Origin of the sequence: Komagataeibacter medellinensis NBRC 3288 (assembly GCF_000182745.2) — a bacterium.
Lineage (GTDB): Bacteria > Pseudomonadota > Alphaproteobacteria > Acetobacterales > Acetobacteraceae > Komagataeibacter > Komagataeibacter medellinensis.
Genome location: NC_016027.1, coordinates 2,816,610 through 2,841,335, shown reverse-complemented (window position 1 = coordinate 2,841,335; position 24,726 = coordinate 2,816,610). Strand labels below are relative to the sequence as shown.

Genomic DNA, 24,726 nt, shown 5'->3' with positions numbered 1-24,726 from the left:
TCCGGCCAGATTGGCCAGACCACGAAAAACCCGGCCATGTGCCGGGTTTTTTGTATGCGGCAGCCATCAGGAACGCACATGTTCCCCCAGCATACGCAGCGGCGTGCCACGCATGAGTTCCGCCTCGATCTGTTCCAGCGTCATGCCCTTCGTTTCGGGCACGCGCCGCACCACCATGACCAGGAATGCGGCATTCAGCCCCGCATAGATCCACAGTATCGTATCCGCCCCAAGCACTTCCAGCCCCGTCAGAAACGTGGCGCTGACCAGCATGTTGGCGAGCCAGTTGGCGCAGGTGGAACACGCCATGCCAAACTCACGCCCGCGCAGGGGCAGGATCTCGGCACACAGCAGCCACGCCAGTGGCCCGGCGGAGAATGCGAACGCGCCAACGAACAGAAGCATGAACCCGCCCATGAGCAGCCGCGTGCCCGGCATGTCCGGTATGCCGCCCGCCACCATGAGCGCCTGCCCCGCCATGGCCACCGCCATAAGCGCAAATCCGGCAATCAGCATGGGCTTGCGCCCCACGCGGTCAACACAGGTCGTGGCAATGCAGGTGGACAGCAGGTTGATCACCCCCACGCCCACCGGCCCCCACACCTGCGCGTAATGCCCATACCCCGCAAGCCCGATCAGGCGCGGGGCGTAATACAGCACCGCGTTGATGCCCGAGAACTGCTGCGCCACCTGCAACCCCACCGCCAGCCACATGGCGCGGCGGCAGTTGGGATCGCGCATGAAGCTGCCAATCCCGTCACCCCGTGCCGAAAGCCGGGCCATGATGGCATTGCGTTCGGCCATGACCATGCGCGGCAGGCCACGCAGTTCGATCAGCACGCGGCGTGCGTCACGCTCACGCCCCTGTGCGAGCAGCCAGCGCGGGCTTGGAGGCAGGAACAGCACCCCCATCATGAAGACAAGACCCGGAAAGCCGACAATACCCAGCATCCACCGCCACACCCCGAAATAGGAGAACAGCCCATCGGACACGAAAGCCGCCAGCAACCCGCATGAAATCATGAGTTGGTAGCCCAGGATCATGGCGCCCCGGCGGCCCGAATCGGCTATTTCGGCAATATAGAGGGGGGTGGTGAAAGTGGTTGCCCCCGTGGCCAGACCAAGCAGCAGGCGGGCAAAGAGCAGCGTGCGGAAAGATGTAGCCTCGGCACACAGCAGCGGGCCGATCACGAACAGCCCCGCCGTCAGCACCAGCGTGCGCTTGCGCCCCCATGCATACGACATCCACGCCGCACACAGCACGCCCAGCGCCGCCCCCAGCAGCATGATGGCCACCATGGATTCGCGCTGGAAATCGGACAGAATGAACTCCTGCGCGATCAGGTCCAGCGCGCCGGACATGACCCCGGTATCAAGCCCGAAAAGGATACCGGACAGCGCGGCCAGCCCCCCGATCAGTCCGGCACGCCCCCGTATGGCTGGCCTGTGCCGGGTGATCTGCTCGGTCTGGCTCGCGCCGGGCTGCGTATGCATTCACCATCACTCCTGCTTTACACCCAGAACGGCATAACAGGAGGGAAGTTCACCATCACACGCCACCTGGCGGAACAAAAGAGTAGGGTCAGGCGTTCTTGTCGGCCGACTTTGCCGTGCTGTCATTGGCTGGGGTGGACGCACTGGTAATAACGGAGCCGATGGTGTCACGCAGCACGGTCACGCGCACACCCTGCGCAATCTCGACCTCCACCTCATTGGATTCTGCCTGCACTTTCTGCACCACGCCGATGATGCCCCCCGCCGTCAGCACCCGGTCGCCCCGGCGCAGGGAGGCAAGCTGGCCGCGCAACTGCTTCTGCTTGACCTGCTGGGGGCGGATAAGCAGAAAATAGAAGATGACGAACATCGCCACGTAAGGCAGCACAGCCATGATGCCATCCCCGCTGAGCAGGCCGCCGCCCGCCGCCTGCGCATGGGCGGGGGTTGTCAGTAAATCATTGAAAATAGAAGACATTGCCATCTTTCCAGCAAATGAAGGAATTGAACGGGTTGCGGGTTTGCCATGCGGACCATAGTTTTCGCCTGTTTCCCGTCAAGGCGTTCGCCTGCCATTGCTGGCCAACGCGCTCCGGAGCCACCGGTGGCAGGCGCCACCGAAATGCCACGCTGAAGCAGGACCGACGATGGACAGCACGACCCTTCCCGTTCTCGAACGCATTGCTGCCGCCCTTGAGCGGCTCTCCCCCCCTGCCCCATCCCTTGCGGGACTGGAGGCGGCGGATGCCTTCATCTGGCACCCCGGCCTTGGCCGCCTGACCCCGGTCGCGCATGTGGCCCATGTGGATATGGGGCTGCTACAGGGCATCGACCGCCAGCGCAAACTGCTGCTGGACAACACGCTGCATTTTGCCGCCGGCCTGCCCGCCAACAACGCCATGCTGTGGGGTGCGCGCGGCATGGGCAAGTCATCACTGGTCAAGGCCGCCCACGCGCAGGCCAACCTTGTGGGCGGCAAGCCCGCCTCCCCCGGTAAGGGACGTCTGGTTCTGGTCGAGATCCAGCGCGAGGACCTGTCCACCCTGCCCGACCTGCTGGCGCTGCTGCGCGAAAGCCCGCGCCGGTTCATCGTGTTCTGCGACGACCTGTCATTCGAGCGCGAGGATGCGGACTACAAGGCACTGAAATCCGTGCTGGATGGCGGGATCGCGGGGCGCCCGCAGAACGTGCTGTTCTACGCCACATCCAACCGCCGCCACCTGATGCCGCGCGAGATGATCGAGAACGAAAGCGCGACCGCCATCAACACGTCCGAAGCGACCGAGGAAAAGGTCTCGCTGTCCGACCGGTTCGGCCTGTGGATCGGCTTTCACAACTGTGCGCAGGATACCTTCATGGCCATGGTCCGTGCCTATGCGAAAGAGCGCGCCTTGCCCATCACGGATGCGGATCTGGTACGGCAGGCCAATGCGTGGTCGCTGGGGCGCGGGGGCCGGTCGGGACGGGTGGCGTTCCAGTTCATTGAGGACCTGAGCGCCGAACTTTCCGCCAAAGGATGATCCATAACAAGGATCATACCGGGCAGATCCTGCCATAAGGGTAAGGTGGCCGCCCCACGACCGGAACGGGGCGGCCGGATGCAGGCAGGAAGGGGCGGAACGACATATTACAAAGCATGATCGCGTTGAACCATTTGCCCTGTCCTTAAAAAACTTCCTTAATATCGCCATGGCGGCAAGATAGTATTGGGAATGCCTCGCAACTTACATGTAGACCGGTGTCCTGCCCGTGGCACCCCAGGCTGCCATGCCCTGTAAACAGTCAAGAGAGACAATGGATCAGTCGTTATCGCCTGACAGCATGCAGTCTTCCGCCCCGGTCACCGGGCGGGATCTGCGCCGAATCCGCGCCAACCCCGACTTCTGGTATCCTGTTGCCTGGTCACGGGAACTGAAGCCCGGCAAGACCATCGGTACCCGTTATGCCGGACAACCCATCGCGCTGGTCCGCCCGCTGGAAGGCGGCAGCGTCTTTGCGCTGGAAGACCGCTGTGCCCACCGTCAGGTTCCGCTCAGCAAGGGTACTGTCAAAGGCGACTCGGTACAGTGCTGCTACCACGGCTGGGCCTATGGCCGTTCGGGCCGCTGCATAGATGTGCCCTATCTTGGCAAGGGCAAGCTGCCCAATGGCGTGCGCACCTACCCCGTGCGCGAAGTCGATGGCCTGATCTTCATCTTTCCTGGCGATGTGACGAAGGCGGAGACCACTCCTTTCCCCCGCCTGGCTGAAGTGGCTAACCCGGCTTACAAGACCCGCCGCTTCGGCCAACTCGTGCACTGCCATTACAGCTTCATGCATGAGAACCTGATGGATATGAACCACCAGTTCATGCACATGAGGCAGATGGGCCAGATGAAGCCCCGCTTCCTTGGCCAGGAGCGCGGACCCGGACTGGTTGAGGCACGCTACAGCTTTGCCCGCACCAGCGGCAAGCAGCCCATTGGCGAAGCCCTGATTTTTGGCCAGAAGCGTGACAACAGCGAGAAATTCGCCCATCGCGACGTGATGACCATCCGCACGACCTACCCCTACCAGACCCTTCATATCCAGACAGGTGACAATCCGCCGGTCATGGACCTGTGGATCGCATACGTGCCGCAGGATGAAGCGGAACTGACCAACCGGGTATTCGGGCTGCTGTCCATCAAGCGGCCGGGCATTCCGGGCATACTGGACCTGGCATGGCCGTTCCTGACTGCGTTTACCGAACGGATCTTCCGCGAGGATCGCGAGATCGTGGAACTGGAGCAGAACGCCTGGTACGAACAGGGCGGTGATCGTAACCAGGAAATCTTTCCCGTGATCAACAGCCTGCGTTCGCTGCTGGTCGAATGCGGGCTACCTGCGGAACGCGACGCCCCTGCACCCGTGGCCAAAGGCACCTCCAGCGCATGAGTGTGCATGGCGGACAGGAACCGGAAATTTTACTGGAGGCTGGCGAATACCGCCTGCGTGAAGTCCGCACATCTGATGCGGGCACAATGCACAGGCTGATCAACGACTGGAGCGTGGTGCGGATGCTCAGCCGCGTTCCCTTCCCGTACTCGCTGGCCCTGACAGAAGACTGGATCACGTCCACCATTGAACAGTCACGGCGTGGCGAAGCCTATCACTTCGCCATCACCTGCCCGCAATCCGGGCAGGCCGATGCGCTGATCGGCTGTATCGGCCTGCGCCTTGATGCAGCCGACCGCTCGTGCTCGCTAGGCTACTGGGTGGGGCGCGCGCACTGGAACCGCAAGGTTGCCAGTACTGCGGCAGGTCGGCTTGCGCGCTGGGCGCTGGCCAACCTGCCGGTGGACCGGCTTACGGCTTCTGCGGCACACGACAACCACGCCTCCATCGCGGTGCTGAAGCGGATCGGCTTCCGGGAATGTGGCACCGGCACGCAGGAATTCGTCTCACGCGGGGGAGAATACCCCGTACGTCTGTTCGAAGCGCGTCATGCCGACCTCTCGGGCGATAGCATGTCCGATACCCAGGCTGAGGGTCCGCGTCGGATCGTACTGGTGGCCGCCGTGGCGCTGGTGGATTCGGATGCCCGCATCCTGCTGGCCCGCAGGCCGGAGGGCAAATCCATGGCTGGGCTATGGGAATTCCCCGGCGGCAAGGTGGAACCGGGCGAGACACCGGAAGAAGCGCTGGTGCGCGAACTCGATGAGGAACTGGGTCTGGACGTGGCCCGCTCCTGCCTCGCACCCTTTACTTTCATTTCCCATGATTACGGGCATTTCCACCTGCTCATGCCCGTTTATGTCTGCCATCGATGGAAGAATACGCCTACGGCGCGAGAGGGGCAGAAACTGGAATGGGTACCGGCGGCAAAACTGCGCGACTACCCCATGCCCGATGCCGACCGCCCCCTGATCCCGTTGCTCCAGGATCTGCTCTAGCAGGCTGTCGGATTGGGAGCTGGAATGGATATTATTCATAACTTATGAAAACATATTTCTGTTTTCTGTGTCATAAATTCTATAATATTCATAATTAAAGCAATTTTATTGCGTGAAAAATCCCAACCGACAGTCTGCTAACGCCTAATCCAGCGCGATATCGCCCAGCGCGTCCATTTCATCGACCGGAAAGGCCACCGGCTCCTGCCCCGGCACATCCACGCGCAGGCTGAACAGCCCACCGGCCTGCGGATAACGGGCCAGCACATCGGGTGGCGTGTTCTTGCGTGCGGTCGTGACATAGAGCGTGCGCAGGTCAGGCCCGCCAAAGGCGACCTTGGTCACATTGACCGCAGGCAGCGCAATCGGTGGCAGTTCGGTGCCATCCGGCGCAAAGCGCATAACCCGCCCGCCATTCCATGCGCCCACCCAAAGGGTGCCAGCACTGTCCACCACCACGCCATCCGGGTAGCCATCGGTTACGCGGGCAAAGACACGCCGGTTGGACAGGGCGCCATCGGGGGCTAGGTCAAACACGTAAATGATCCCGGCGGGGGAATGGTTATGGTACAGCTTTGTGCCATCGGGCGAGACAGCAGGACCGTTGGTGACGACATACCCCTCATCATGGCGCAGCACGTCCAGCGTACGACCCTTGCCACGGGTGACGGAATACAGTGCTCCGCTGGGAGTCGCCTCGCCATCGTCCATGGTGCCGAACCACAGGCGGCCCTTCGAATCGACACAACCGTCATTGATGCGGTTACCCGGCAGTTCGCGCTCCACTGCCACCATGCAGTCAAACCGGCCCGATGCCGGGTCAAACCCGTACAGTCCGTCCTTCAGCCCGCATATGAGCGTGCCATCACTGACCGGCACCACAAAGCCAGGGCGCTGTGGCGCGGACCATGAGGCATGCTGCCCGCTTTCGGGGTGGAAACGGTGGATCGCCTGCCCCACGATATCGACGAAATAAAGCGCCTGCTCGCGCACGGACCAGACCGGGCCTTCACCCAGTTCCGCCCTGGCATCCCATACACAGTGTGGTTGTAGCAATGCTGCCGTGTTCATGGCTTCTCCTTCCGGCGGGCGGTCTGGCATTGTAGGGTGAACATGAAACGGAACGCCCCCTGTCGCAACCAGTGGAATCTCATGATGAACCCCACCGCCTGCCTGCTTGTTATTGGCAATGAAATCCTGTCTGGCCGTACCCAGGACGTGAACGTGCAGTATATCGCGCGCCGCCTGTCAGAAACCGGCATCACCCTGAGCGAGGTACGGATCATTCCCGATATCCGCACCGTCATTGTCCGTAACGTGACCGAGACCCGCGCGGCCTATGACAATGTGTTCACTACCGGCGGCATCGGTCCGACGCATGACGATATCACGTCCGCCTGTGTTGCGGAATCGTTCGGTGTGCCCTGGGTGCATCACCCCGAGACCTTCCGCCTGCTGGAAGCGCATTTCGCCCCCGACGCATTCAACGCCGCCCGCCAGCGCATGGCGACCATGCCGCAGGGGGCAACGCCCATCCGCAATTCCGTCTCGGTAGCGCCAGGGTTTACCATGGGCAACGTGCATGTCATGGCAGGCGTGCCGCGCATCATGCGCGCGATGTTCGAGGAAGTGCTGCCCACCCTACCCCACGGCACGCCGGTCACATCACAGGCATGGCACGCGAACGGGCTGTATGAAGGGGCACTGGCAGCATCGCTCGAAGCCATCCAGCATTGCTACCCGACCGTTGACATCGGCTCCTACCCCTACCGGCTGGATGAAAGCCAGCGCGGTGTCTGCCTGCTGTGCAAGGGCACGGACACACAGGCAGTACAGGATGCGGCCACGGCCGTGCGCAACCTGATTGTGGAAATGGGTTTCAGGCCACAGGCCGGCGAACCCGCTAAAGCCTGATGCCCCCGCCGTGCGGGCCGCCTGTTGCGGCAGGCACGCACGGCGCGATAAAACGCAAGTGAAGGTCAGGAAACCGCTTCACGCCCCATGGCAAGGAACTTGTCACGCCGCTGCGCCTTGAGCAGAGCCGGGTCCTTGGCCTGCAGGCCGGGCAGTTCGGCGGCAATGGCATCGCCCACGGCGCGAATGGCAGCGGCCGGATCGCGCTGCGCGCCACCCAGCGGTTCGGGAATGATGCGATCGATCAGACGGAGCTGGAGCAGATCCTGCGCGGTCAGCTTAAGCGCATCCGCAGCCGTACTCGCCAGCTTGGGGTCACGCCACAGGATGGACGAACAGGCTTCCGGCGAGATGACGGAATATATGGCGTGTTCCAGCATCATCACGCGGTCACCTGCGCCAAGTGCCACGGCGCCACCGGACCCGCCCTCGCCAATGACGGTGGCAATGACCGGCACGGGCACGTTCAGGCAGGTCTCGATAGAGCGGGCAATGGCTTCTGCCTGGCCGCGCGCTTCCGCATCAATGCCGGGCCATGCGCCCGATGTATCGATGAAGGTCAGGACCGGCAGACCGAATCGTCCGGCCAGTTTCATCAGGCGCTGGGCCTTGCGGTAGCCTTCGGGCCGCGCCATGCCGAAATTATGCTTAAGCCGTGTCTCGATCTCGGCACCGCGTTCGGTCCCGATCACCACCACCGGCTGGCCATTGAAACGACCGACGCCACCAATGATGGCCTTGTCCTCGCCAAACAGGCGATCACCGGCCAGCGGTGAGAATTCGGTAATCAGCGCACCGATGTAATCCACCGTGTGGGGCCGCTGGGCGTGGCGTGCAACCTGCACCTTCTGCCACGGGGTCAGCTTGGCGTAAGCCGTACGCAACTGCCGGTCGGCTTTTTCGCTCAACCGGGCGATCTCTTCCGCAATGTTGATCCCATCCGGACCGGACATCCTGCGAAGTTCGTCGATCTTGTTCTCAAGCTCGGCGACCGACTTTTCGAAATCTAGAAACTGGCGCATGCGCTGCCGATAGCACAGCCTGCACGCCAGCCAAACATTTTCACGCGGGGAATTCACCCCGCCATGCATTTTTTGTCTATCCCGCCCCCCCCTGCCCTGAGTGGGCAAGAGGATCTTGGGACAGGGGATGATGGTCGGTAACCGCCTCACGCAACCGATCAAGCATGACGTGGGTATAGATCTGTGTCGTTGCTATATCAGCATGACCCAGCAGCACCTGTAGCGCGCGCAGATCGGCCCCATGTGCCAGCAGGTGGGTCGCAAACGAATGGCGCAGCACATGCGGTGAAAGCCGTGCCGGGTCCAGCCCCGCACGCAGGGCCACATCATGCATGATACGGTCGAATCCCTGCCGGGTCATGGGCTGCGCCGCACCCCGGCCGGGAAACAGGAACGGGCTTTTGCGTGCGGCATCCACGGCCATGAGCGACCGGGCTGCGGCCCGCGCGCGCGCCGACATCGGCACCATGCGCTCACGCCCGCCCTTGCCGCGCACCAGCATCATGCCCGGCGTCGCATCCAGCGCGCGCCGGGGCAGGGTCAGCAGTTCGGATATACGCAGGCCCGATGCGTACAGCATCTCGAGCGCCGCGCGCGCCACCAGCAACCTCCGCCTGCGGGCTGGCGTGGCATCGGGTTCGGGCGCACACGCAGCCAGCAGGGCGCTGACCTCCCCTTCCGACAGGAAACGCGGCAATGGCGCATCCAGCCGTGGCGCTTCCAGCAGCGCGGCAGGGTTGTCCGGCCGCAGCCCCTCGCGCGCCAGGAACAGGAAATACTGCTTCAGGCATGACAGCCTGCGCGCCTGCGTGCGTGGCGCCAGTCCCTGCCCTGCCAGGCCCGCCAGATAGGCGCGCAGATCGGCTTCCCCCGCTGTGCGGGCCGTAACCCCACAGCCGTGGAGGGCCGCCGTCATGTCCGCAAGGTCACGCCCGTAGGCGGACAGCGTGTTCAGGGCAGCGCCGCGTTCGGCGGCCTGCATTTCCAGAAAGGCGTCAATCCCGTCCGCCTGCACGGCTGCCGCCCCTCAGTGTGAAGCCAGAGGGGCCATGGGCAGCGGCGCGGGCGTACCCACCGACGTAGGCAGAGCCGCAGGCGGGGCCGGGGGAGCGAAGGCTATGTCCTTGTGGACCGTCTGCTGCACCGCCGCGGGTGGAAACGCACCAAGCGAGAGAAAGCCCCCCACGGCGCACAGGACAAGAACGCCAGCGAAGGCAATGACTATACGGACCATCCAACCGCTTCCCATATGCTTAAATACCGGTTTTACACACTCTTGTGCCCAGACACGTCCCATGCGCGACACAGGCCCCGGGTGCAGAGTCTACCGGTCCTGTCATGCTGTATGTTAGGTTGCCGGGCATGTCACGCCAGATTCCCCCCGACCGGTCCCACCCAGAGGGTCCCTTACTCAGCATTCCGCTTGATCTCGCCGCTGTCGGCCCGTCCGCGCCACGGCAGGCGGGCGGCGGGCAGACCATTGTTATGGTGGGCCTGATGGGGGCAGGCAAGACCACCATCGGCCGGATTCTGGCCGCAAGGCTGGGTCTGCCGTTTGTCGATTCGGATGAGGAAATCGAACGTGCGGCCGGCTGCTCGATTGCCGACCTGTTCCAGAAATATGGCGAGCCCGAATTCCGCCGCGGCGAACGGCTGGTCATCCGCCGCCTGCTGTCCGGGCCGCCGGTGGTGCTGGCTACCGGTGGCGGCGCCTTCATGGACCCGCGCACGCGTGCCAGCGTACGCGCGCATGCGGTTTCGATCTGGCTGCGCTGTCCCCTGCCGCTGCTGGTGCAGCGCGTGGCGGAGCGCACGCACCGCCCGCTACTCAACAACACTTCGCCGCACGCGGTGCTGGCGGATCTCATGCGCATCCGCCACCCGGTCTATGCGGAGGCGGACATCATCGTGGATTGTGGAGACGACAACGTGGAACACAGCGCCGACCATGTGCTGCAGGCCCTCAAGCATAACCAGCAACCGCTGCGCGTGCCCGTGCGGCTGGACCGCGCCAGCTATGAGGTGCTGATCGGCCCCGACGTGATCCGTCGCGCCGGCGCGCTGCTGGCACCCGTCCTGCCGCAAAAGCGTGTCATGATCCTGACGGATGAGACCGTATCCGCCCTGCACTTGCCCCGCCTGCTGGAAGGGCTGGAGGAATGTGCCATCCGCGCCGAGGTGATCACCATCCCCCCCGGCGAAGGTTCCAAGAGCATGGCCCAGTACGAACGCGTAACCAACGCCCTGCTGGAAGCGCATGTGGAACGCGGCACCACGGTCGTGGCACTCGGCGGGGGCGTGGTGGGAGATCTGGCCGGATTCTGTGCTGCCACCACCCTGCGCGGCCTGCCCTTCGTGCAGGTACCGACCACACTGCTTTCACAGGTGGATTCGTCGGTCGGCGGCAAGACAGGCATCAACACCCCCTTTGGCAAGAACCTGGTCGGCGCGTTCCACCAGCCCATCGCCGTGCTGGCCGATACGTCTGCCCTGGCCACCCTGCCGGTGCGCGAACTGCGCGCAGGTTATGCCGAGATCGTAAAATCCGGCCTGCTGGGCGATGCCACCCTGTTCGAGTGGTGCGAGCGGCACGGTGCGGCGGTACTGGAAGGGGAGCCTGCCATGCAGGCCGAGGCCATCCGCATGGCCTGCGCGTTCAAGGCCCGCGTGGTGATCGCGGATGAGCGCGAGGAACGCAAGGTCGATGGCCGCGCGCTGCTCAACCTGGGCCACACCTTCGGCCACGCGCTGGAGGCCGAGATGGGCTACAACGGCAGCTTGTTGCATGGCGAGGCCGTATCCATCGGGCTGCGGCTGGCCTTCATGCTGTCGGTAAAGCTGGGTTACTGCCCGACCGAGGACCTGGAGCGCGTGACCCGCCATCTCGAACGCCTGTCCATGCCGCTGCGGATCAGTGATACGGGGCGCAGTTTCTCCGCCAGCCAGCTTGTACGCAACATGCAGCGCGACAAGAAGATGCGCGACGGCCGCCTGTCCTTCGTGCTGGTGCGCGGGATTGGCCGGGCCTTTACCTGCCGCGACGTACCGGGCGAGGCTGTTATGGACGTCCTGCGCACGGATGGCTGCACGCCCTGAGCGCCTGCGCCGCGCTGTGATTTTTATACAACAGTCCCTGCCCTCCCCCACGGTTGGCCAAGGACATTTACCGTATTTCAATCCTTGCCCCGCACAACGGTCCCGCCACGGGTTGGCGGGGCCGGATACCCAGCATCCCCGCCTTCCTGCCGGCACGCCCATCACGGCCCTACAGGCCGATTGTGTCAACAAGCATCAGGCCAGTGTGGAATGCCCCCATCTCCACAGAAAAGAAGGCGTCTGATCAAGTATCAAGGACGGGAACATGCGTCTTCGCACGGCATTGCTGGCGACTGCACTGACCACGGCTCCGGTTGCGGCCACCATGGCAACCACCATTACCGGCCCTTATGTTGATATCGGGGGTGGCTATGACCTGACCCAGACCCAGCATCTTCATGACTTCGACAATGACCGCCTTGAAAAAGGCTACGTCAATCACGCGCCCACCGCATCACAGGCGGATGTACGCGATACATATAGCCCCAGCATGCATTACCGCGAACGCGTGCGCCATGGCGACGGGTGGACCGGATTCGCCTCCTTTGGCTGGGGCTTCGGCAACGGCCTGCGCGCAGAAGTGGAAGGAGCTTACAACTGGTCCGGCCTGAGTGGCATGACCTTCAGCCAGGGTGGGCCACGGGGTGGTTCCACCACCGGGCGGACCCAGGGCAGCGACCGCTCCTATGGCGGCTTCATCAACGTGCTGTATGACATTGATCTCAAGCGCCTGTTCAACATCGACGTACCGGTCACGCCGTTTGTCGGTGTGGGTGCGGGTTACCTATGGCAGAATGTGAGCAGCAACACCGTGCTTGCCTCCAACAGCAGCCTCAACCTGCGCCAGCATGGCACCAATGGCAGCTTTGCCTATCAGGGCATTGTAGGTGCGGCTTACGACATACCGGGCGTCGCCGGCCTGCAGATGACCACCGAATACCGCATGGTCGGCCAGGTGGAGTCGTTCAGCATGGGCAACATCACCCAGTCCTACAACGCCAATTACGGCGCCGATAACAGCCACCCGAGCTACGACCACCGCTTCAACCACCAGTTCATTGTCGGCGTCCGCTACGCCTTCAACACCGCCCCACCACCGCCGCCGCCGGCCCCTGCCATCGTGCCGCCCGCACCGACCATGGCCCGTACCTACCTGGTGTTCTTTGACTGGGATGGCGCGCTCCTGACCGGCCGCGCGCGTGAGATCGTGGCACAGGCGGCACAGGCCTCCAGCCATGTCCAGACCACCCGTATCGAGGTGAACGGCTATACTGACAATTCAGCCGCCCAGCCTGGCCCACGTGGCCAGCAGTACAATCTTGGCCTGTCCCTGCGCCGCGCGGACAGTGTTAAGGCCGAACTGATCCGTGATGGCGTGCCCGCCAGCGCCATTGGCGTGCAGGGCTATGGTGAAGCCCGCCCGCTGGTGCCCACAGGCCCCGACACGCGCGAGCCGCAGAACCGCCGCGTGGAGATCATCCTGCATTAGGCAGCGATCCGGCCCGGCAACGAAAAACTTATGGGAAATTCAGGGAGAATGCTCGGCATTCTCCCTTTTTGCATCGAATCGTCCAGCGCCATGACTGTCGTCAGACAGTTCCTCCATTTCCGGCAATGACCTATGCAAAATAGAAGGGGCTATCCGAGATAGTATGGAAAGTCCCTTGTAAAATCATGATTTTTCGTAAGATTACTTAAAGCTCCCTAAAAGATATGTGTTTTTTCTGCCACACATGATCCGCTTGCGCCATTTTGCCCATTCTCAAGCCTGCCCAGACAGGCTAATCCCCGCATCATAGCTTGCGGGTAATCTCAGGCTGCCCTGTCTTCGGGGCAAATCCATTGCCCGGACCACAAGATAGGGCTCTGCCCTGCAACAACAGAGTTTAAGGACTTAAACATGCGTCTTCGCGCAGCGTTACTGGCAACCAGCCTGCTGGCAGCGGCACCGTTCGCAGCCAAAGCCACGACCATCACCGGCCCCTATGTTGGCATCGGCGGTGGTTACGACCTGACCCAGACCCAGCATATGCGTGATGCTGAGAATAAGCCCGGCCCGCAGGGGGATGATGGCGCGCATGTTCGTCACGGCCATGGCTGGACCGGCTTTGCCAACGTCGGCTGGGGCTTCGGCAACGGCCTGCGTGCCGAAGTCGAAGGTGCCTACACGTGGTCTGCCATCAAAAGCGTTGATACTGTCAAAACCAAGGGGCATGATCGCTCTTACGGTGGCTTCGTCAACGTCCTGTATGACATTGACCTGAAGCGTCTGTTCAACATTGATGTGCCTGTCACGCCGTTCGTCGGTGTCGGTGCCGGTTACCTGTGGGAAAACGCCAACATCAGTGGTGCAGGCGGCAAGATCGCTGGCACCAATGGCAGCTTCGCCTACCAGGGTATCGTCGGTGCGGCTTACGATATTCCGGGTGTATCCGGTCTGCAGATGACCACCGAGTATCGTATGGTTGGTCAGGTTGAAGACTTTGCGATGGGTAATATCCACGCCGTTGGCGGCGATGCTGCCCGCTTCGACCACCGCTTCAACCACCAGTTCATCGTAGGCGTCCGCTACGCGTTCAACAACGCGCCGCCGCCGCCGCCGCCGGCTCCTGCCGTCGTGCCGCCCGCACCGACCGCAGCCCGCACCTACCTGGTGTTCTTCGACTGGGACGGCGCAGCCCTGACCGGCCGCTCGCGTGAGATCGTGGCAGAGGCCGCCCAGGCTTCCACCCACGTCCAGACCACGCGTATCGAAGTCAATGGTTACACCGACAACACGGCGGCCCATCCCGGTCCGCGTGGTCAGCAGTATAACCTTGGCCTGTCCATGCGCCGTGCAGACAGCGTGAAGGCTGAACTGATCCGTGACGGCGTGCCCGCCAATGCCATCGACATTCATGGCTACGGTGAAGCCCACCCGCTGGTGCCGACCGGCCCCGACACGCGTGAGCCCCAGAACCGTCGCGTCGAGATCATCCTGCACTGATCCCGACCTGCCGGTCACTGAAAGAAAAGGAGCACTTCGGTGCTCCTTTTTTTATGCGCGCCTCAAAGTATGAAAAATTTCTTACTTTTTAAAATACGTCCAATTTTCTGTGATATTTTTACAACATAACCCTCTGAACATTTTGTAAAACTCTTGTTTCCAATAAGGCATTCTCCATTTAGAGAATTGTTCTATAATAGGAAAAGAGATTGATCCGCTCTCTTCCCGCCAGGTGTTACCGTTATGTCGTCCTGCAGCATCAATGCCCAGGCAACCCCAGGCAACACACAGTGTTTAGGGATATGGATTGATTAATCTTCTCATCCCATGCGTGATGTGGTTTACAAAGAAGTAATAACATGAGGAAGGACGAACATATGCGTCTCCGCTCTGCCCTGCTGGCAACCAGCCTGCTGGTAGCGACACCGTTCGCAGCCAAAGCCACGACCATCACCGGCCCCTATGTCGATATCGGCGGCGGCTATAACCTGACGCAGACCCAGCACGGGCATTTTGCTGATACCGAAGACGGCCCGGGCCGCGAAAAGCTCGGCCACCGTCACGGCTGGACCGGCTTCGGCGCGGTTGGCTGGGGTTTTGGCAACGGCCTGCGTGCTGAAGTCGAAGGCGACTACAACTGGTCTGAAATCTCCAGCAAGAGCCGTGGCGACAAGGGGAGCGACCGCTCCTATGGCGGCTTCGTCAACGTGCTGTATGACATCGACCTGAAGCGCCTGTTCAACATTGATGTGCCCGTCACGCCGTTCGTCGGTGTGGGTGCTGGCTACCTGTGGCAGAACGCGCATGACGTGACGGTGGGCAACTCCCCCGCCCGCAGCATGAGCGGCACCAAGGGTGGCTTCGCCTATCAGGGTATCGTCGGTGCAGCCTATGACATCCCCGGTGTCCCCGGCCTGCAGATGACCACCGAATACCGCATGATCGGCCAGCCCTCCTCCTTCACTATGGGCAACTACACGGCCAGCGGGCCGGAAGCTTCGGGCCATGCCAGCTTCGACCACCGCTTCAACCACCAGTTCATCGTAGGCGTCCGCTACGCGTTCAACAACGCGCCGCCGCCGCCGCCGCCGGCTCCTGCCGTCGTGCCGCCCGCACCGACCGCAGCCCGCACCTACCTGGTGTTCTTCGACTGGGACGGCGCAGCCCTGACCGGTCGCTCGCGTGAGATCGTGGCAGAGGCCGCCCAGGCTTCCACCCACGTCCAGACCACGCGTATCGAAGTCAATGGTTACACCGACAACACGGCGGCCCATCCCGGCCCGCGTGGTCAGCAGTATAACCTTGGCCTGTCCATGCGCCGTGCAGACAGCGTGAAGGCTGAACTGATCCGTGACGGCGTGCCTGCCAATGCCATCGACATTCATGGCTACGGTGAAGCCCACCCACTGGTGCCGACCGGCCCCGACACGCGTGAGCCCCAGAACCGTCGCGTCGAGATCATCCTGCACTGATCCCGACCTGCCGTCAGTAAAGACAAAAAAAGGGGGTACTTCGGTGCCCCCTTTTTTCTTTTATTGGTGCAGTATCTGCCATAATATAACGCTTTGTGTCTGTCGCGCCCCCCCATGGCAGGCCTATCCTCCTGACCATATGCCCTGCTGGCTTGTTGCCACAGGCAGAAGGATTATCCCTTGCTCAGACTCTCTTCCGAGAAGATTACACAATTCCTAAAATTCGGCATTGTAGGATTACTAGGACTAGGGTGGGATACAACGGCTGTCTATAGCCTGCGCCCACTGATCGGGCTAACCACGGCGACCATTGCCGCCTACTTCATCGCAGCCTCGATCAACTGGCTGATCAACCGGCTATGGACATTTCGCAAGGTGGGCAACCAGCATCACTTCGTGATCCAGTGGCTCCGCTTTCTTGCCGGAAATTCGCTTGGGTTTTTTCTCAACCGTGGCTGCGTGTTCATGCTGTTTCACACTTCCCCCATTTTCAAGGCCAATCCAGTCCTGGCGCTGACGGCGGGGGCTGCGGCGGGCATGATGGCCAATTTCCATATCAGCCGCAAACTGGTCTTTCATGGGGAAGCACCCGATACCGCCAAACATGATGGCGCCGAGATCGTGCCCTTTCAGCCCGAACGCGCCGTGGCCCAGAATGCTGTTTCTAGTCGCACGGCGGTTGTGAACTCGCGCAGCAAGGTGGGGTAACGCGCATCCGCGCCACAGGTCGCGCCCACCTCGTCAAGGCGGCGGATTCCCTCTTCTACCAACGCGGTATAGTCGCTACCGCCATACAGGCTGATCCATGACCAGTAAGGATTGCCTTCCCTGCGTGTACGGAGGCTGGCATGCAGCCGCGCACCCACTTCCGCATAGCCGATCAGGCAGGGCGCCATGGTCACCAGCAGGTCCAGCAGGTCACCGGTCTGTGCCCGATCAAGTATAAAGCGGCTGTAGGCAAGTAATTCGAGTGACTCCTCGGCCTTTTCCAGCGCGCTTTCTTCTATCTCCCACTCCCGGCAATAGCCGACATGCAGGGACAACTCGGTCTCAAGCAGGCCCGACAGTAGTCCGACTGCTGCGCGCATGCCGGTTATTCCATCAGCCTTGTACACAGCCAGCGCGCAGGCCCGGGCATACTGGATCAGGTAGAGATAATCCTGGATCAGGAAATTCCTGAAGGCATCGGTCGATAGTGTGCCATCGGCCACGCCATCAACAAAGGGGTGGCGCACGAATGCCATCCATTGTGGCATGCAGTCACGGCGCAGGCGGCCTGCAAGTCCCGTTGTCAGCAGAGGCCAGTCCTGTTCGGCTATCCATTCCCGTGTCATGTTGCTCTCTCCTGCTGGTGCGTCCCGCCTGCTATGTGGTGGACATATGGGCGACACACGCATGTTCTTACTTCCGGTCCGGTGCTACGTGCGCTAGGTGAGTGAATCCGGTTTTATATCTATACCTTCAATACAGGATCGTCTGTTTCCCGCCATGCCCACAACAAACGACATTCGTGCCACCTTCCTCGACTATTTTGCGGGGAAAGGGCATCAGATCGTGCCGTCCTCGTCCCTGGTGCCGCACAACGATCCGACACTGCTGTTTACCAATGCTGGTATGGTGCAGTTCAAGAACGTGTTCACCGGGCAGGAAACGCGCCCCTATTCCCGCGCCACTACGGCACAGAAGGTCGTGCGCGCGGGCGGCAAGCACAACGACCTGGACAATGTGGGCTATACCGCCCGCCATCATACCTTTTTCGAGATGATGGGCAATTTCTCGTTCGGGGATTATTTCAAGGCGGAAGCCATTGAACTGGCGTGGAAACTGGTCACCGGTACATTCGGTCTGCCCAAGGAAAAGCTGCTGACCACCGTCTATGCCGATGACGAGGAAGCAGCCAGCCTGTGGCGCAGGATCGCGGGGCTGTCCGATGACCGGATCATCCGCATTCCCACTTCCGACAATTTCTGGCGCATGGGCGATACCGGCCCGTGTGGCCCATGCTCTGAAATTTTCTACGACCATGGCCCCGAAGTGGCGGGCGGCCCGCCCGGCTCCCCTGATGAAGACGGCGACCGGTTTACCGAAATCTGGAACCTCGTGTTCATGCAGTATTTCGAGAATCCGCCTGGCACCCGCTCACCCCTGCCGCGCCCATCCATTGATACCGGGCTGGGACTTGAGCGCTTTGCCGCCATCTTGCAGGGCAAGCGCGACAATTATGATACGGACACCTTCCGCGCGCTGATCCTGGCCTCCGCCGAAGTCACGGGCCAGGACCCGGATGGCCCGTTCAACGCCAGCCACCGTGTGGTGGCAGACCATCTGCGCTCCACCTCGTTCCTGATTGCCGATGGCGTGCTGCCATCCAAGGATGGGCGTGGTTACGTGCTGCGCCGCATCATGCGCCGCGCCATGCGCCACCTGCACATGATGGGCACGACGGAGCCGACATTCTACAAGCTGGTCCCCGCGCTGATCCGGCAGATGGGCGAAGCCTATCCCGAACTGGTCCACGCCCGCGCCCTGATCGAGGGGACGATGAAGGGCGAGGAAGAACGCTTCAAGGCCATGCTGGACCGCGGGCTGTCGCTGCTGGCAGACGAGACGGAACACCTTGGCGATGGCGCGCCCCTGCCGGGCGCTGTCGCGTTCAAGCTGTATGACACATTTGGATTCCCGCTTGACCTGACACAGGACGCCCTGCGCGGCACCAGCCACGGCGTTGATGTCGAAGGCTTCAACGAGGCCATGGACGTACAGCGCAAGCGCGCCCGCGCGGCATGGAGCGGTTCAGGCGACAATGCGACCGAAACCGTATGGTTCGAGGCACGCGATACGTTTGGCGCCACCGATTTCCTTGGCTACACCACAGAGACCTCGGATGCCGAAGTCCAGACCGTGATCGTGGACAATGCACAGGTGGACAGCGCCGGCCCCGGTACCAAGGTTGCCCTGCTGCTCAACCAGACCCCATTCTATGGCGAAAGTGGTGGGCAGGTGGGCGATACCGGCACCATCACCGCACCCGGCCTGCATATTGCCATTACCGATACGCAGAAGAAGCTGGGCGACCTGCTGGTGCATTACGGTACGGTCATCGAAGGCACGGTCAAACCGGGCATGGCGGTTACCGCACAGGTCGATCATGAGCGCCGCAGCGCCATCCGTGCCCACCACTCCGCCACCCACCTGCTGCACGAGGCCATGCGCCGCAGGCTTGGCGATCATGTAACGCAGAAAGGCAGCCTGAACGCACCTGATCGCCTGCGCTTTGACGTAAGCCAGCCCCGCCCCATCACGCCCGAGGAACTGGCGGATATCGAGGCCGAGGTAAATGCCCGCATCCGTGAAAACACGGATGTCACCACCCGCCACATGACGCCGGAAGAAGCCATCGGGCAGGGTGCGATGGCTTTATTTGGCGAGAAATATGGCGATGAGGTCCGCGTGGTGTCGATGGGTGGCCCCGAAGAAGGCCGCGCCGGCTGGTCGATCGAACTGTGTGGCGGCACCCATGTGCGCCGTACGGGTGATATCGGCCTGTTCCGCATCACGTCTGAAAGTGGCGTCTCATCGGGCGTGCGGCGTATCGAGGCCGTGACCGGACTGTCCGCGCAGAATGCCACCATCGCCACTGAAGAGCGCCTGAACCAGATGGCCGCCATGATGCGCGTACCGCCTGCGGAAGCGCCGGAGCGACTGGCCGTGCTGCTGGAAGAGCGCAAGGTGATGGAACGCCAGATTTCGGACCTGCAGCGCAAGCTGGCATCGGGCAGCCAGGCAGCGGCCAGCATTGTGGACGTGGGCGGCATAAAGCTGGACGCCCGCAATGTGGGTGAACTGCCGGCCAAGGAACTCAAGCCACTGGCGGATTCATTACGCAAGGAAATCGGCTCCGGAGTCATCGCGCTGATCTCCACGGCCGATGGCAAGGGCAGCATTGTCATCGCTGCCACGCCCGACCTGGCCGAGAAGGTCGATGCCGTGGCCCTGGTGCGCGCGGCCAGCGCGGCCATGGATGGCAAGGGTGGCGGCGGTCGGCGCGACATGGCTCAGGCCGGTGGCCCGGACATCAGCAAGGCAGATGCGGCGCTGGAGGCCGTGCGTACCACGCTACAGCAGGGCGTTGCCGGTTAACGCCGGTCCCGTACCAGTTGGTTCCACCATGCAACGGCGCGCCCAGGTGCGCCGTTGTGCTGTACGCCGCAATATAAAGGAATGAAAATACTTCAATATAGTAAATGAAGTTTTCTTAATTATATTGCGATTACATAGTATTTCCATACCGCCACATGAAGAAACTGTTGGGAACAACCGGTGTTTTCATGTTACAAGGAAAACGGGAGATGGTCCGGCGCCACCGAATTGCATGGCAATGCCGGCACGGGTCATGGTTTTTCCCCTTGTGCGGACATTCAGGTAACAGGATTTTACAATGGTCAATACCAATACCGCCCGGGATACCCTTATCGAACTGCTGCACGGCGTTGAACGTTTCAACACCGAAGTCTTCCCGCAGAACCGTGAACTGTTTGCCAGCCTTGCCAACAGCCAGTCACCCGATACGCTGTTCATCGCCTGCGCTGACAGTCGGGTAAACCCCAGCATGATCACCCAGACCCAACCGGGCGACCTGTTCGTGCTGCGCAACATCGGCAATATCGTCCCTGCCTATGGGGAAATGCTGGGCGGCGTGTCATCAGCCATTGAATATGCGGTCAGCGCGCTCAAGGTCTCGCACATCATCGTATGCGGTCATTCCAACTGCGGCGCGATGAAGGCCCTGCTCGACCCCGAATCCAGCAACCTGAACAAGATGCCCACCGTGGCAAGCTGGCTGCGCAATGCCGAAGCCGCACGCGCCGTACTGGAAGCATCGGATGCGGGGCCTGCCAGCGTGCGCAGCCTGTCGGAGCAGAACGTGCAACTCCAGATCGCGCATCTGCGCACCCATCCCGCCGTGGCGGCAGGGCTTGCCCGTGGCACTCTGACGTTGCAGGGATGGTTCTATGATATCGCCAGTGGGGAAGTTGTGGTGCTGGACGAGACGTCGCGCACGTTCATCCATGTGGATGAGGCAATCGCCAAACTGCGCGCCCAGCAGGCTGCCGCCGCACCCTCAACCTGAACCAGTCCGGGCAGCAGGACAGGCGGCGTGGCGCTGCCTGTTCGTCCTCTCCAGCCTGCTGCTCCTACCCCCTGCCGCCTGTGCGCGCGGGGACATCCGGCTTTCAACCTGGAACCTGGAGTGGCTGACCACCCGCCCGCAGGGTGATCCCGCCCTACCCGCCGATGTCACACCCCGCACGGCAGCGGAACTGGATCAACTGACAGCTTATGCCCGACGTCTGGCACCCGATATTGCCGCATTGGAGGAGGTGGACAGCCCGGAACTCGCCGCCCGGCTGTTTCCCCCGCCAAGCTACCGCATTCTTGTTACCCATGATGCCGTAGTGCAGAAAGTGGCGCTGGCCGTAAGGTCGGGACTGACCGTGGTGCGGCATGCGGATGTCACAGCGCTGGATGTCTATCCCCCTACGGCCCCCCGCCACCTGCGCACGGGGCTGGATGTCAGTATTGGCACCGGAGCAGACAGCCTGCGGGTGCTGGTCGTACACCTGAAGGCGGGATGTCGCGATTCGGCGCTGGGCAGCCGTAAAGCGGCCTGCCGGACGCTGCTGCGCCAGATTGCCGTCCTGCAGGACTGGATACTGGAGCGGCAGGATGAAGGGGAAGCCTTTGTCGTGATGGGAGATTTCAACCGCCAGCTTGCCCCCGATGACCCGGCGCTACAGGCCCTTGCCCAGAACGGACCCATCACACTGGCCACCGCAGGTCGTGCAAGCCCCTGCGCACAGGGCAGCTATTTTATTGACCATATCCTGGCAGGTGGTCCGGCGCGCGACTGGCTGCAACCGGCAAGCCTGCGCGTGATGCTTTACCATACGGACACGCAGGGAAATATGATCCACCTGTCCGATCACTGCCCGGTATCAGTGCGCCTGTCCCTGCCTTGAACCCGGTACTTATTCAGGCCAGATGCCGGAATCATGCATCGCACTGATGCCTACCATCAGCACGATCATCACGAACACTACGGCTCCCATAAGCTGGAACAGTTCACGATAGGGCATGAAGTCAGGGTTTTCACTGGCTGCTGCCGTGGCGGCGGCCTGTGTCGTGGCCACGGCATCATGGTCGGTCGTGACCACCTGCTCCTGTGCTCCGGGCACCGGGCCGGGATCGGGAATGTTGTTGGCCGCAACATGAGCGGCCTCATCTTCCTGCACGGCTTCATGGAGTATCTGCTCCGGATGGTCCACACCAGCGGGAACGGCGGATTGCGCGACGACTGTGCTGTCCTGATCGGGGATATCGGTCATTGACGCTGTACTCCTGCTTCAGCCAAGTCTGTGTCATATACCGGCACGCTGGCAAAGAACCAGACCACAGATCAGGTCATGACGTGCCATACTACCACATGCCGCAAGAACAGGAGAAATGCATGCCAGTCCTGAAACTGACCCGCCGGCAGGGCCTGGGCGCCCTGCTTGCCACCGTGCTGCCCATGATCGTACCGGGGCGCGCCCAGGCAGGCAGGAAGCTACGTATCGGCATGATCGGCGCAGGCCATGTGGGCGGCACGCTGGGCCATCTGTGGAACCGGGCCGGCCACACTATCATGTTTGCCGACGTAAGGATGGAAGCCGCGAACCGGCTGGCATCCCAACTCTATCCCCTTTCCCGTACGGGCACGGTGCAGGAAGCCGCGAAATTTGGCGATGTGGTGGTACTGGCCGTGCCATACGGCGCGCTGCCACAGGTCGGGCACACCATCGGGGCAGGCATCAGCGGCAAGCCCCTGATCGATGCCACCAACCCCTATGGCTGGCGTGATGGCAAGCTTGGCCGGCTGGCGCTGAAGAAAGGCGCGGGCATTGTCACCCAGACCATTTTCCCGTCTGCCGCCGTAGTGCGGTGCTTCAATTCGGAAGACATGACGACCCTTGCCGCCCAGGCCTGGCGCACGCCTTCCCGCCTTGCCTTACCCATGGCGGGTGATGCGGCGCAGGCGCTATACACTGCAGGGTGGCTGATCCATGACGCCGGGTTTGATCCGGTCATGGTAGGCAGCCTTGCATCGGCAAAGCTGTTCCAGCCCGGCGGGCCCGGATTCGAGGCGCAGATGAACGCCAGCGACCTGCGCAGCCTGCTGGGCGTTGCGGCCGACAATCCGGTCAACCGCACCCTTGCCGCTCAGTTCGCGGGCGGAATGTAAGCCGCCTGCCGCAGCGCCAGACCGAACTGGATCCAGCCCAGGCCCGCAGCAATCAGTTCAACCGCCACGAACGTGCCGATCAGCCAGAGCCCGGACCACGGCAGGGTGGCATACAGGCAGACACCCACCAGCAGGCTGATCAGCCCACCCAGCCCGATCAGCCACCAGCCCTGCAGGCCGCGCTGCTGGAAGGCCATGATGATACGCCCGATCCCCGACACCACAAGGCAGGCGGCAATGAACAGCGTAATGAGCATGGAGCCGGTGACCGGTTCCTCCATCATCATGGTGCCCGCCAATATATAAAGCGCGCCGCCCAGGATGGACATGAGCCGTCCGCCCCACTCACGCACCACAAAAGCATGTACGAGTTGCACCGTGCCCGCCACAAACAGGAGCACACCCAGCATGATGGTGCTGGCCAGCGACACGGACAGCGCATCCACCCACGCCACGATACCAAGGGCGAAAGAAACCACTCCCAGCCCCACAAACAGCCCCCAGCGCTGTGTAAATGGTGTATCCATGCGTAGCCTCCTTCCGCCTTCCGGCCTTCTTCGTGGTTTCTGCTTCATAACAGGGTGCTGCGCTTGCATGATACAGTCTTTTGCGCCCCCTCCTCCCATGCACGGCAATTGACAGGCAGGGACAGTACTTCTATACGCGCCCGACTGCCGGGAACGTGGACGATACGGCTGGTGCCCATGGGTGATTGCTCCCCGGTGCCGGTAATACGTGGCGCGCCCGTCCTGTTCATGCGGAACAGGACCTACCGGTGCAACGACATGGCGGGCGGCCAGACCGCATGCCATGCACATGAATGAAGAGAGAGCGCACAGATGAGCAAGCGCCTTGAGAGCAAGTATAAAATCAACCGCCGCCTTGGCGTAAACCTGTGGGGCCGTGCCAAGTCCCCGGTCAACAAGCGCGAATATGGTCCCGGCCAGCATGGTCAGCGCCGCAAGCAGAAGCCCTCTGACTTCTCCGTGCAGCTGATGGCCAAGCAGAAGCTGAAGGGCTACTACGGCAACATCGGCGAAAAGCAGTTCCGCAAGTATTATGACGAGGCCGTTCGTCGCAAGGGCGATACCTCCGAAAACCTGATCGACCTGCTGGAGCGCCGGCTGGATGCGGTCGTGTACCGCCTGAAGTTCGCGATCACCCCGTTCGCGGCACGTCAGTTCATCAGCCACGGCCACATCACGGTCAACGGTCGCAAGGTCAACATCCCGTCCTACCTGGTGCGTGATGGCGACGTGATCGAAGTGCGTGAAAAGTCCAAGCAACTGGCCATCGTGCTGGATGCGGCACAGAGCGGTGAACGCGACGTGCCGGAATACATGGAAGTGGACCACCGCCAGATGAAGGGTTCGTTCCTGCGCAGCCCCAAGCTGTCCGACGTTCCCTATCCGGTCCAGATGGAACCGAACCTGGTCATCGAATTCTACTCTCGCTGATCAAGTCCCGGAACCGGGCAGGCGTGACGCCGGGCGTGGGGTTTTGTCCCCGCGTCCGGCGTCCGCGTTTCTGGCCCCTGCCCGCTTCC

23 protein-coding genes are annotated in these 24,726 nt (G+C 62.1%); 14 read left to right on the top strand and 9 right to left on the bottom strand.

Features of this window, described 5'->3' with window-relative positions:
• Positions 1-66 precede the first annotated feature (66 nt).
• Both GLX_RS13250 and yajC read right to left on the bottom strand, forming a co-directional pair.
• Positions 67-1,494, bottom strand: a complete 1,428-nt coding sequence (locus GLX_RS13250; protein WP_014106469.1) for a sugar porter family MFS transporter — start codon at positions 1,492-1,494, stop codon at positions 67-69.
• 88 nt (positions 1,495-1,582) lie between these two features.
• A complete protein-coding gene (gene yajC / locus GLX_RS13245) occupies positions 1,583-1,972 on the bottom strand; it encodes a preprotein translocase subunit YajC (RefSeq protein ID WP_041247433.1) in 390 nt (129 codons plus the stop codon).
• 169 nt (positions 1,973-2,141) lie between these two features.
• On the opposite strand from yajC, the gene GLX_RS13240 reads away from it, so the two are divergent.
• The 3 genes from GLX_RS13240 to mutT all read left to right on the top strand — a co-directional run bounded on the left by GLX_RS13240 (position 2,142) and on the right by mutT (position 5,408).
• Complete coding sequence (locus GLX_RS13240; RefSeq protein ID WP_014106467.1) at positions 2,142-3,014, top strand: ATP-binding protein; 873 nt, start codon at positions 2,142-2,144, stop codon at positions 3,012-3,014.
• Between the two features lie 274 nt (positions 3,015-3,288).
• Positions 3,289-4,410: an aromatic ring-hydroxylating oxygenase subunit alpha gene (locus GLX_RS13235; protein ID WP_041247432.1), complete on the top strand. Its 1,122-nt coding sequence runs from the start codon at positions 3,289-3,291 to the stop codon at positions 4,408-4,410.
• Complete coding sequence (gene mutT, locus GLX_RS19240) at positions 4,407-5,408, top strand: 8-oxo-dGTP diphosphatase MutT (protein ID WP_014106465.1); 1,002 nt, start codon at positions 4,407-4,409, stop codon at positions 5,406-5,408. The genes GLX_RS13235 and mutT overlap by 4 nt, the downstream gene beginning before the upstream one ends.
• Before the next feature lie 144 nt (positions 5,409-5,552).
• Here mutT and GLX_RS13225 read toward each other — a convergent pair whose 3' ends face one another.
• Positions 5,553-6,479, bottom strand: a complete 927-nt coding sequence (locus tag GLX_RS13225; RefSeq protein ID WP_014106464.1) for an SMP-30/gluconolactonase/LRE family protein — start codon at positions 6,477-6,479, stop codon at positions 5,553-5,555.
• Between the two features lie 84 nt (positions 6,480-6,563).
• Here GLX_RS13225 and GLX_RS13220 point away from each other — a divergent pair, with 84 nt between their 5' ends.
• Entirely contained in the window at positions 6,564-7,322 is a 759-nt protein-coding gene (locus tag GLX_RS13220) for a competence/damage-inducible protein A (RefSeq protein WP_014106463.1), read from the top strand.
• A 65-nt stretch (positions 7,323-7,387) separates the two neighbouring features.
• On the opposite strand, the gene GLX_RS13215 is transcribed toward GLX_RS13220, so the two are convergent.
• The 3 genes from GLX_RS13215 to GLX_RS13205 form a co-directional block, all read right to left on the bottom strand.
• Positions 7,388-8,344 carry an acetyl-CoA carboxylase carboxyltransferase subunit alpha gene (locus tag GLX_RS13215; RefSeq protein WP_014106462.1) on the bottom strand — a complete coding sequence of 319 codons (957 nt, stop codon included), beginning with the start codon at positions 8,342-8,344 and terminating at the stop codon, positions 7,388-7,390.
• Positions 8,345-8,420: 76 nt separating this feature from the next.
• Positions 8,421-9,359 (bottom strand): tyrosine recombinase, encoded by a 939-nt coding sequence (locus GLX_RS13210; protein WP_014106461.1) that lies wholly within the window; start codon positions 9,357-9,359, stop codon positions 8,421-8,423.
• Between the two features lie 12 nt (positions 9,360-9,371).
• Entirely contained in the window at positions 9,372-9,578 is a 207-nt protein-coding gene (locus tag GLX_RS13205; protein ID WP_014106460.1) for a hypothetical protein, read from the bottom strand.
• Positions 9,579-9,706: 128 nt separating this feature from the next.
• Here GLX_RS13205 and aroB point away from each other — a divergent pair, with 128 nt between their 5' ends.
• The 5 genes from aroB to GLX_RS17525 all read left to right on the top strand — a co-directional run bounded on the left by aroB (position 9,707) and on the right by GLX_RS17525 (position 16,606).
• Complete coding sequence (gene aroB, locus GLX_RS13200) at positions 9,707-11,440, top strand: 3-dehydroquinate synthase (protein ID WP_148268603.1); 1,734 nt, start codon at positions 9,707-9,709, stop codon at positions 11,438-11,440.
• A 265-nt stretch (positions 11,441-11,705) separates the two neighbouring features.
• Positions 11,706-12,929 carry an OmpA family protein gene (locus GLX_RS13195; protein WP_014106458.1) on the top strand — a complete coding sequence of 408 codons (1,224 nt, stop codon included), beginning with the start codon at positions 11,706-11,708 and terminating at the stop codon, positions 12,927-12,929.
• Between the two features lie 411 nt (positions 12,930-13,340).
• Positions 13,341-14,426 carry an OmpA family protein gene (locus GLX_RS13190; RefSeq protein ID WP_014106457.1) on the top strand — a complete coding sequence of 362 codons (1,086 nt, stop codon included), beginning with the start codon at positions 13,341-13,343 and terminating at the stop codon, positions 14,424-14,426.
• Positions 14,427-14,803: 377 nt separating this feature from the next.
• On the top strand, positions 14,804-15,898 hold the full coding sequence (locus GLX_RS13185; protein ID WP_014106456.1) for an OmpA family protein: 1,095 nt from the start codon (positions 14,804-14,806) through the stop codon (positions 15,896-15,898).
• Between the two features lie 180 nt (positions 15,899-16,078).
• Positions 16,079-16,606: a GtrA family protein gene (locus GLX_RS17525; protein WP_081477907.1), complete on the top strand. Its 528-nt coding sequence runs from the start codon at positions 16,079-16,081 to the stop codon at positions 16,604-16,606.
• Here GLX_RS17525 and tenA read toward each other — a convergent pair.
• Positions 16,528-17,232, bottom strand: a complete 705-nt coding sequence (gene tenA, locus GLX_RS13175) for a thiaminase II (protein ID WP_014106455.1) — start codon at positions 17,230-17,232, stop codon at positions 16,528-16,530. The genes GLX_RS17525 and tenA overlap by 79 nt on opposite strands.
• Before the next feature lie 154 nt (positions 17,233-17,386).
• Here tenA and alaS point away from each other — a divergent pair, with 154 nt between their 5' ends.
• The 3 genes from alaS to GLX_RS13160 all read left to right on the top strand — a co-directional run bounded on the left by alaS (position 17,387) and on the right by GLX_RS13160 (position 21,918).
• Positions 17,387-20,038, top strand: coding sequence for an alanine--tRNA ligase (gene alaS / locus GLX_RS13170; protein ID WP_014106454.1), 2,652 nt, complete (start codon positions 17,387-17,389; stop codon positions 20,036-20,038).
• A 298-nt stretch (positions 20,039-20,336) separates the two neighbouring features.
• Positions 20,337-21,029: a carbonic anhydrase gene (locus GLX_RS13165; protein WP_014106453.1), complete on the top strand. Its 693-nt coding sequence runs from the start codon at positions 20,337-20,339 to the stop codon at positions 21,027-21,029.
• Complete coding sequence (locus GLX_RS13160) at positions 20,968-21,918, top strand: endonuclease/exonuclease/phosphatase family protein (RefSeq protein WP_014106452.1); 951 nt, start codon at positions 20,968-20,970, stop codon at positions 21,916-21,918. Before GLX_RS13165 ends, GLX_RS13160 begins: the two co-directional genes overlap by 62 nt.
• A 9-nt stretch (positions 21,919-21,927) precedes the next feature.
• On the opposite strand, the gene GLX_RS13155 is transcribed toward GLX_RS13160, so the two are convergent.
• Positions 21,928-22,284 (bottom strand): hypothetical protein, encoded by a 357-nt coding sequence (locus tag GLX_RS13155; protein ID WP_014106451.1) that lies wholly within the window; start codon positions 22,282-22,284, stop codon positions 21,928-21,930.
• Between the two features lie 122 nt (positions 22,285-22,406).
• Between GLX_RS13155 and GLX_RS13150 the strand changes: the two genes are divergently transcribed.
• Entirely contained in the window at positions 22,407-23,180 is a 774-nt protein-coding gene (locus tag GLX_RS13150; RefSeq protein WP_014106450.1) for an NADPH-dependent F420 reductase, read from the top strand.
• Here GLX_RS13150 and GLX_RS13145 read toward each other — a convergent pair.
• Entirely contained in the window at positions 23,159-23,707 is a 549-nt protein-coding gene (locus tag GLX_RS13145; protein ID WP_041247430.1) for an HdeD family acid-resistance protein, read from the bottom strand. The genes GLX_RS13150 and GLX_RS13145 overlap by 22 nt on opposite strands.
• Before the next feature lie 312 nt (positions 23,708-24,019).
• Between GLX_RS13145 and rpsD the strand changes: the two genes are divergently transcribed.
• Positions 24,020-24,637: a 30S ribosomal protein S4 gene (rpsD, locus tag GLX_RS13140; RefSeq protein ID WP_010506989.1), complete on the top strand. Its 618-nt coding sequence runs from the start codon at positions 24,020-24,022 to the stop codon at positions 24,635-24,637.
• The last annotated feature ends 89 nt before the right edge of the window (positions 24,638-24,726 follow it).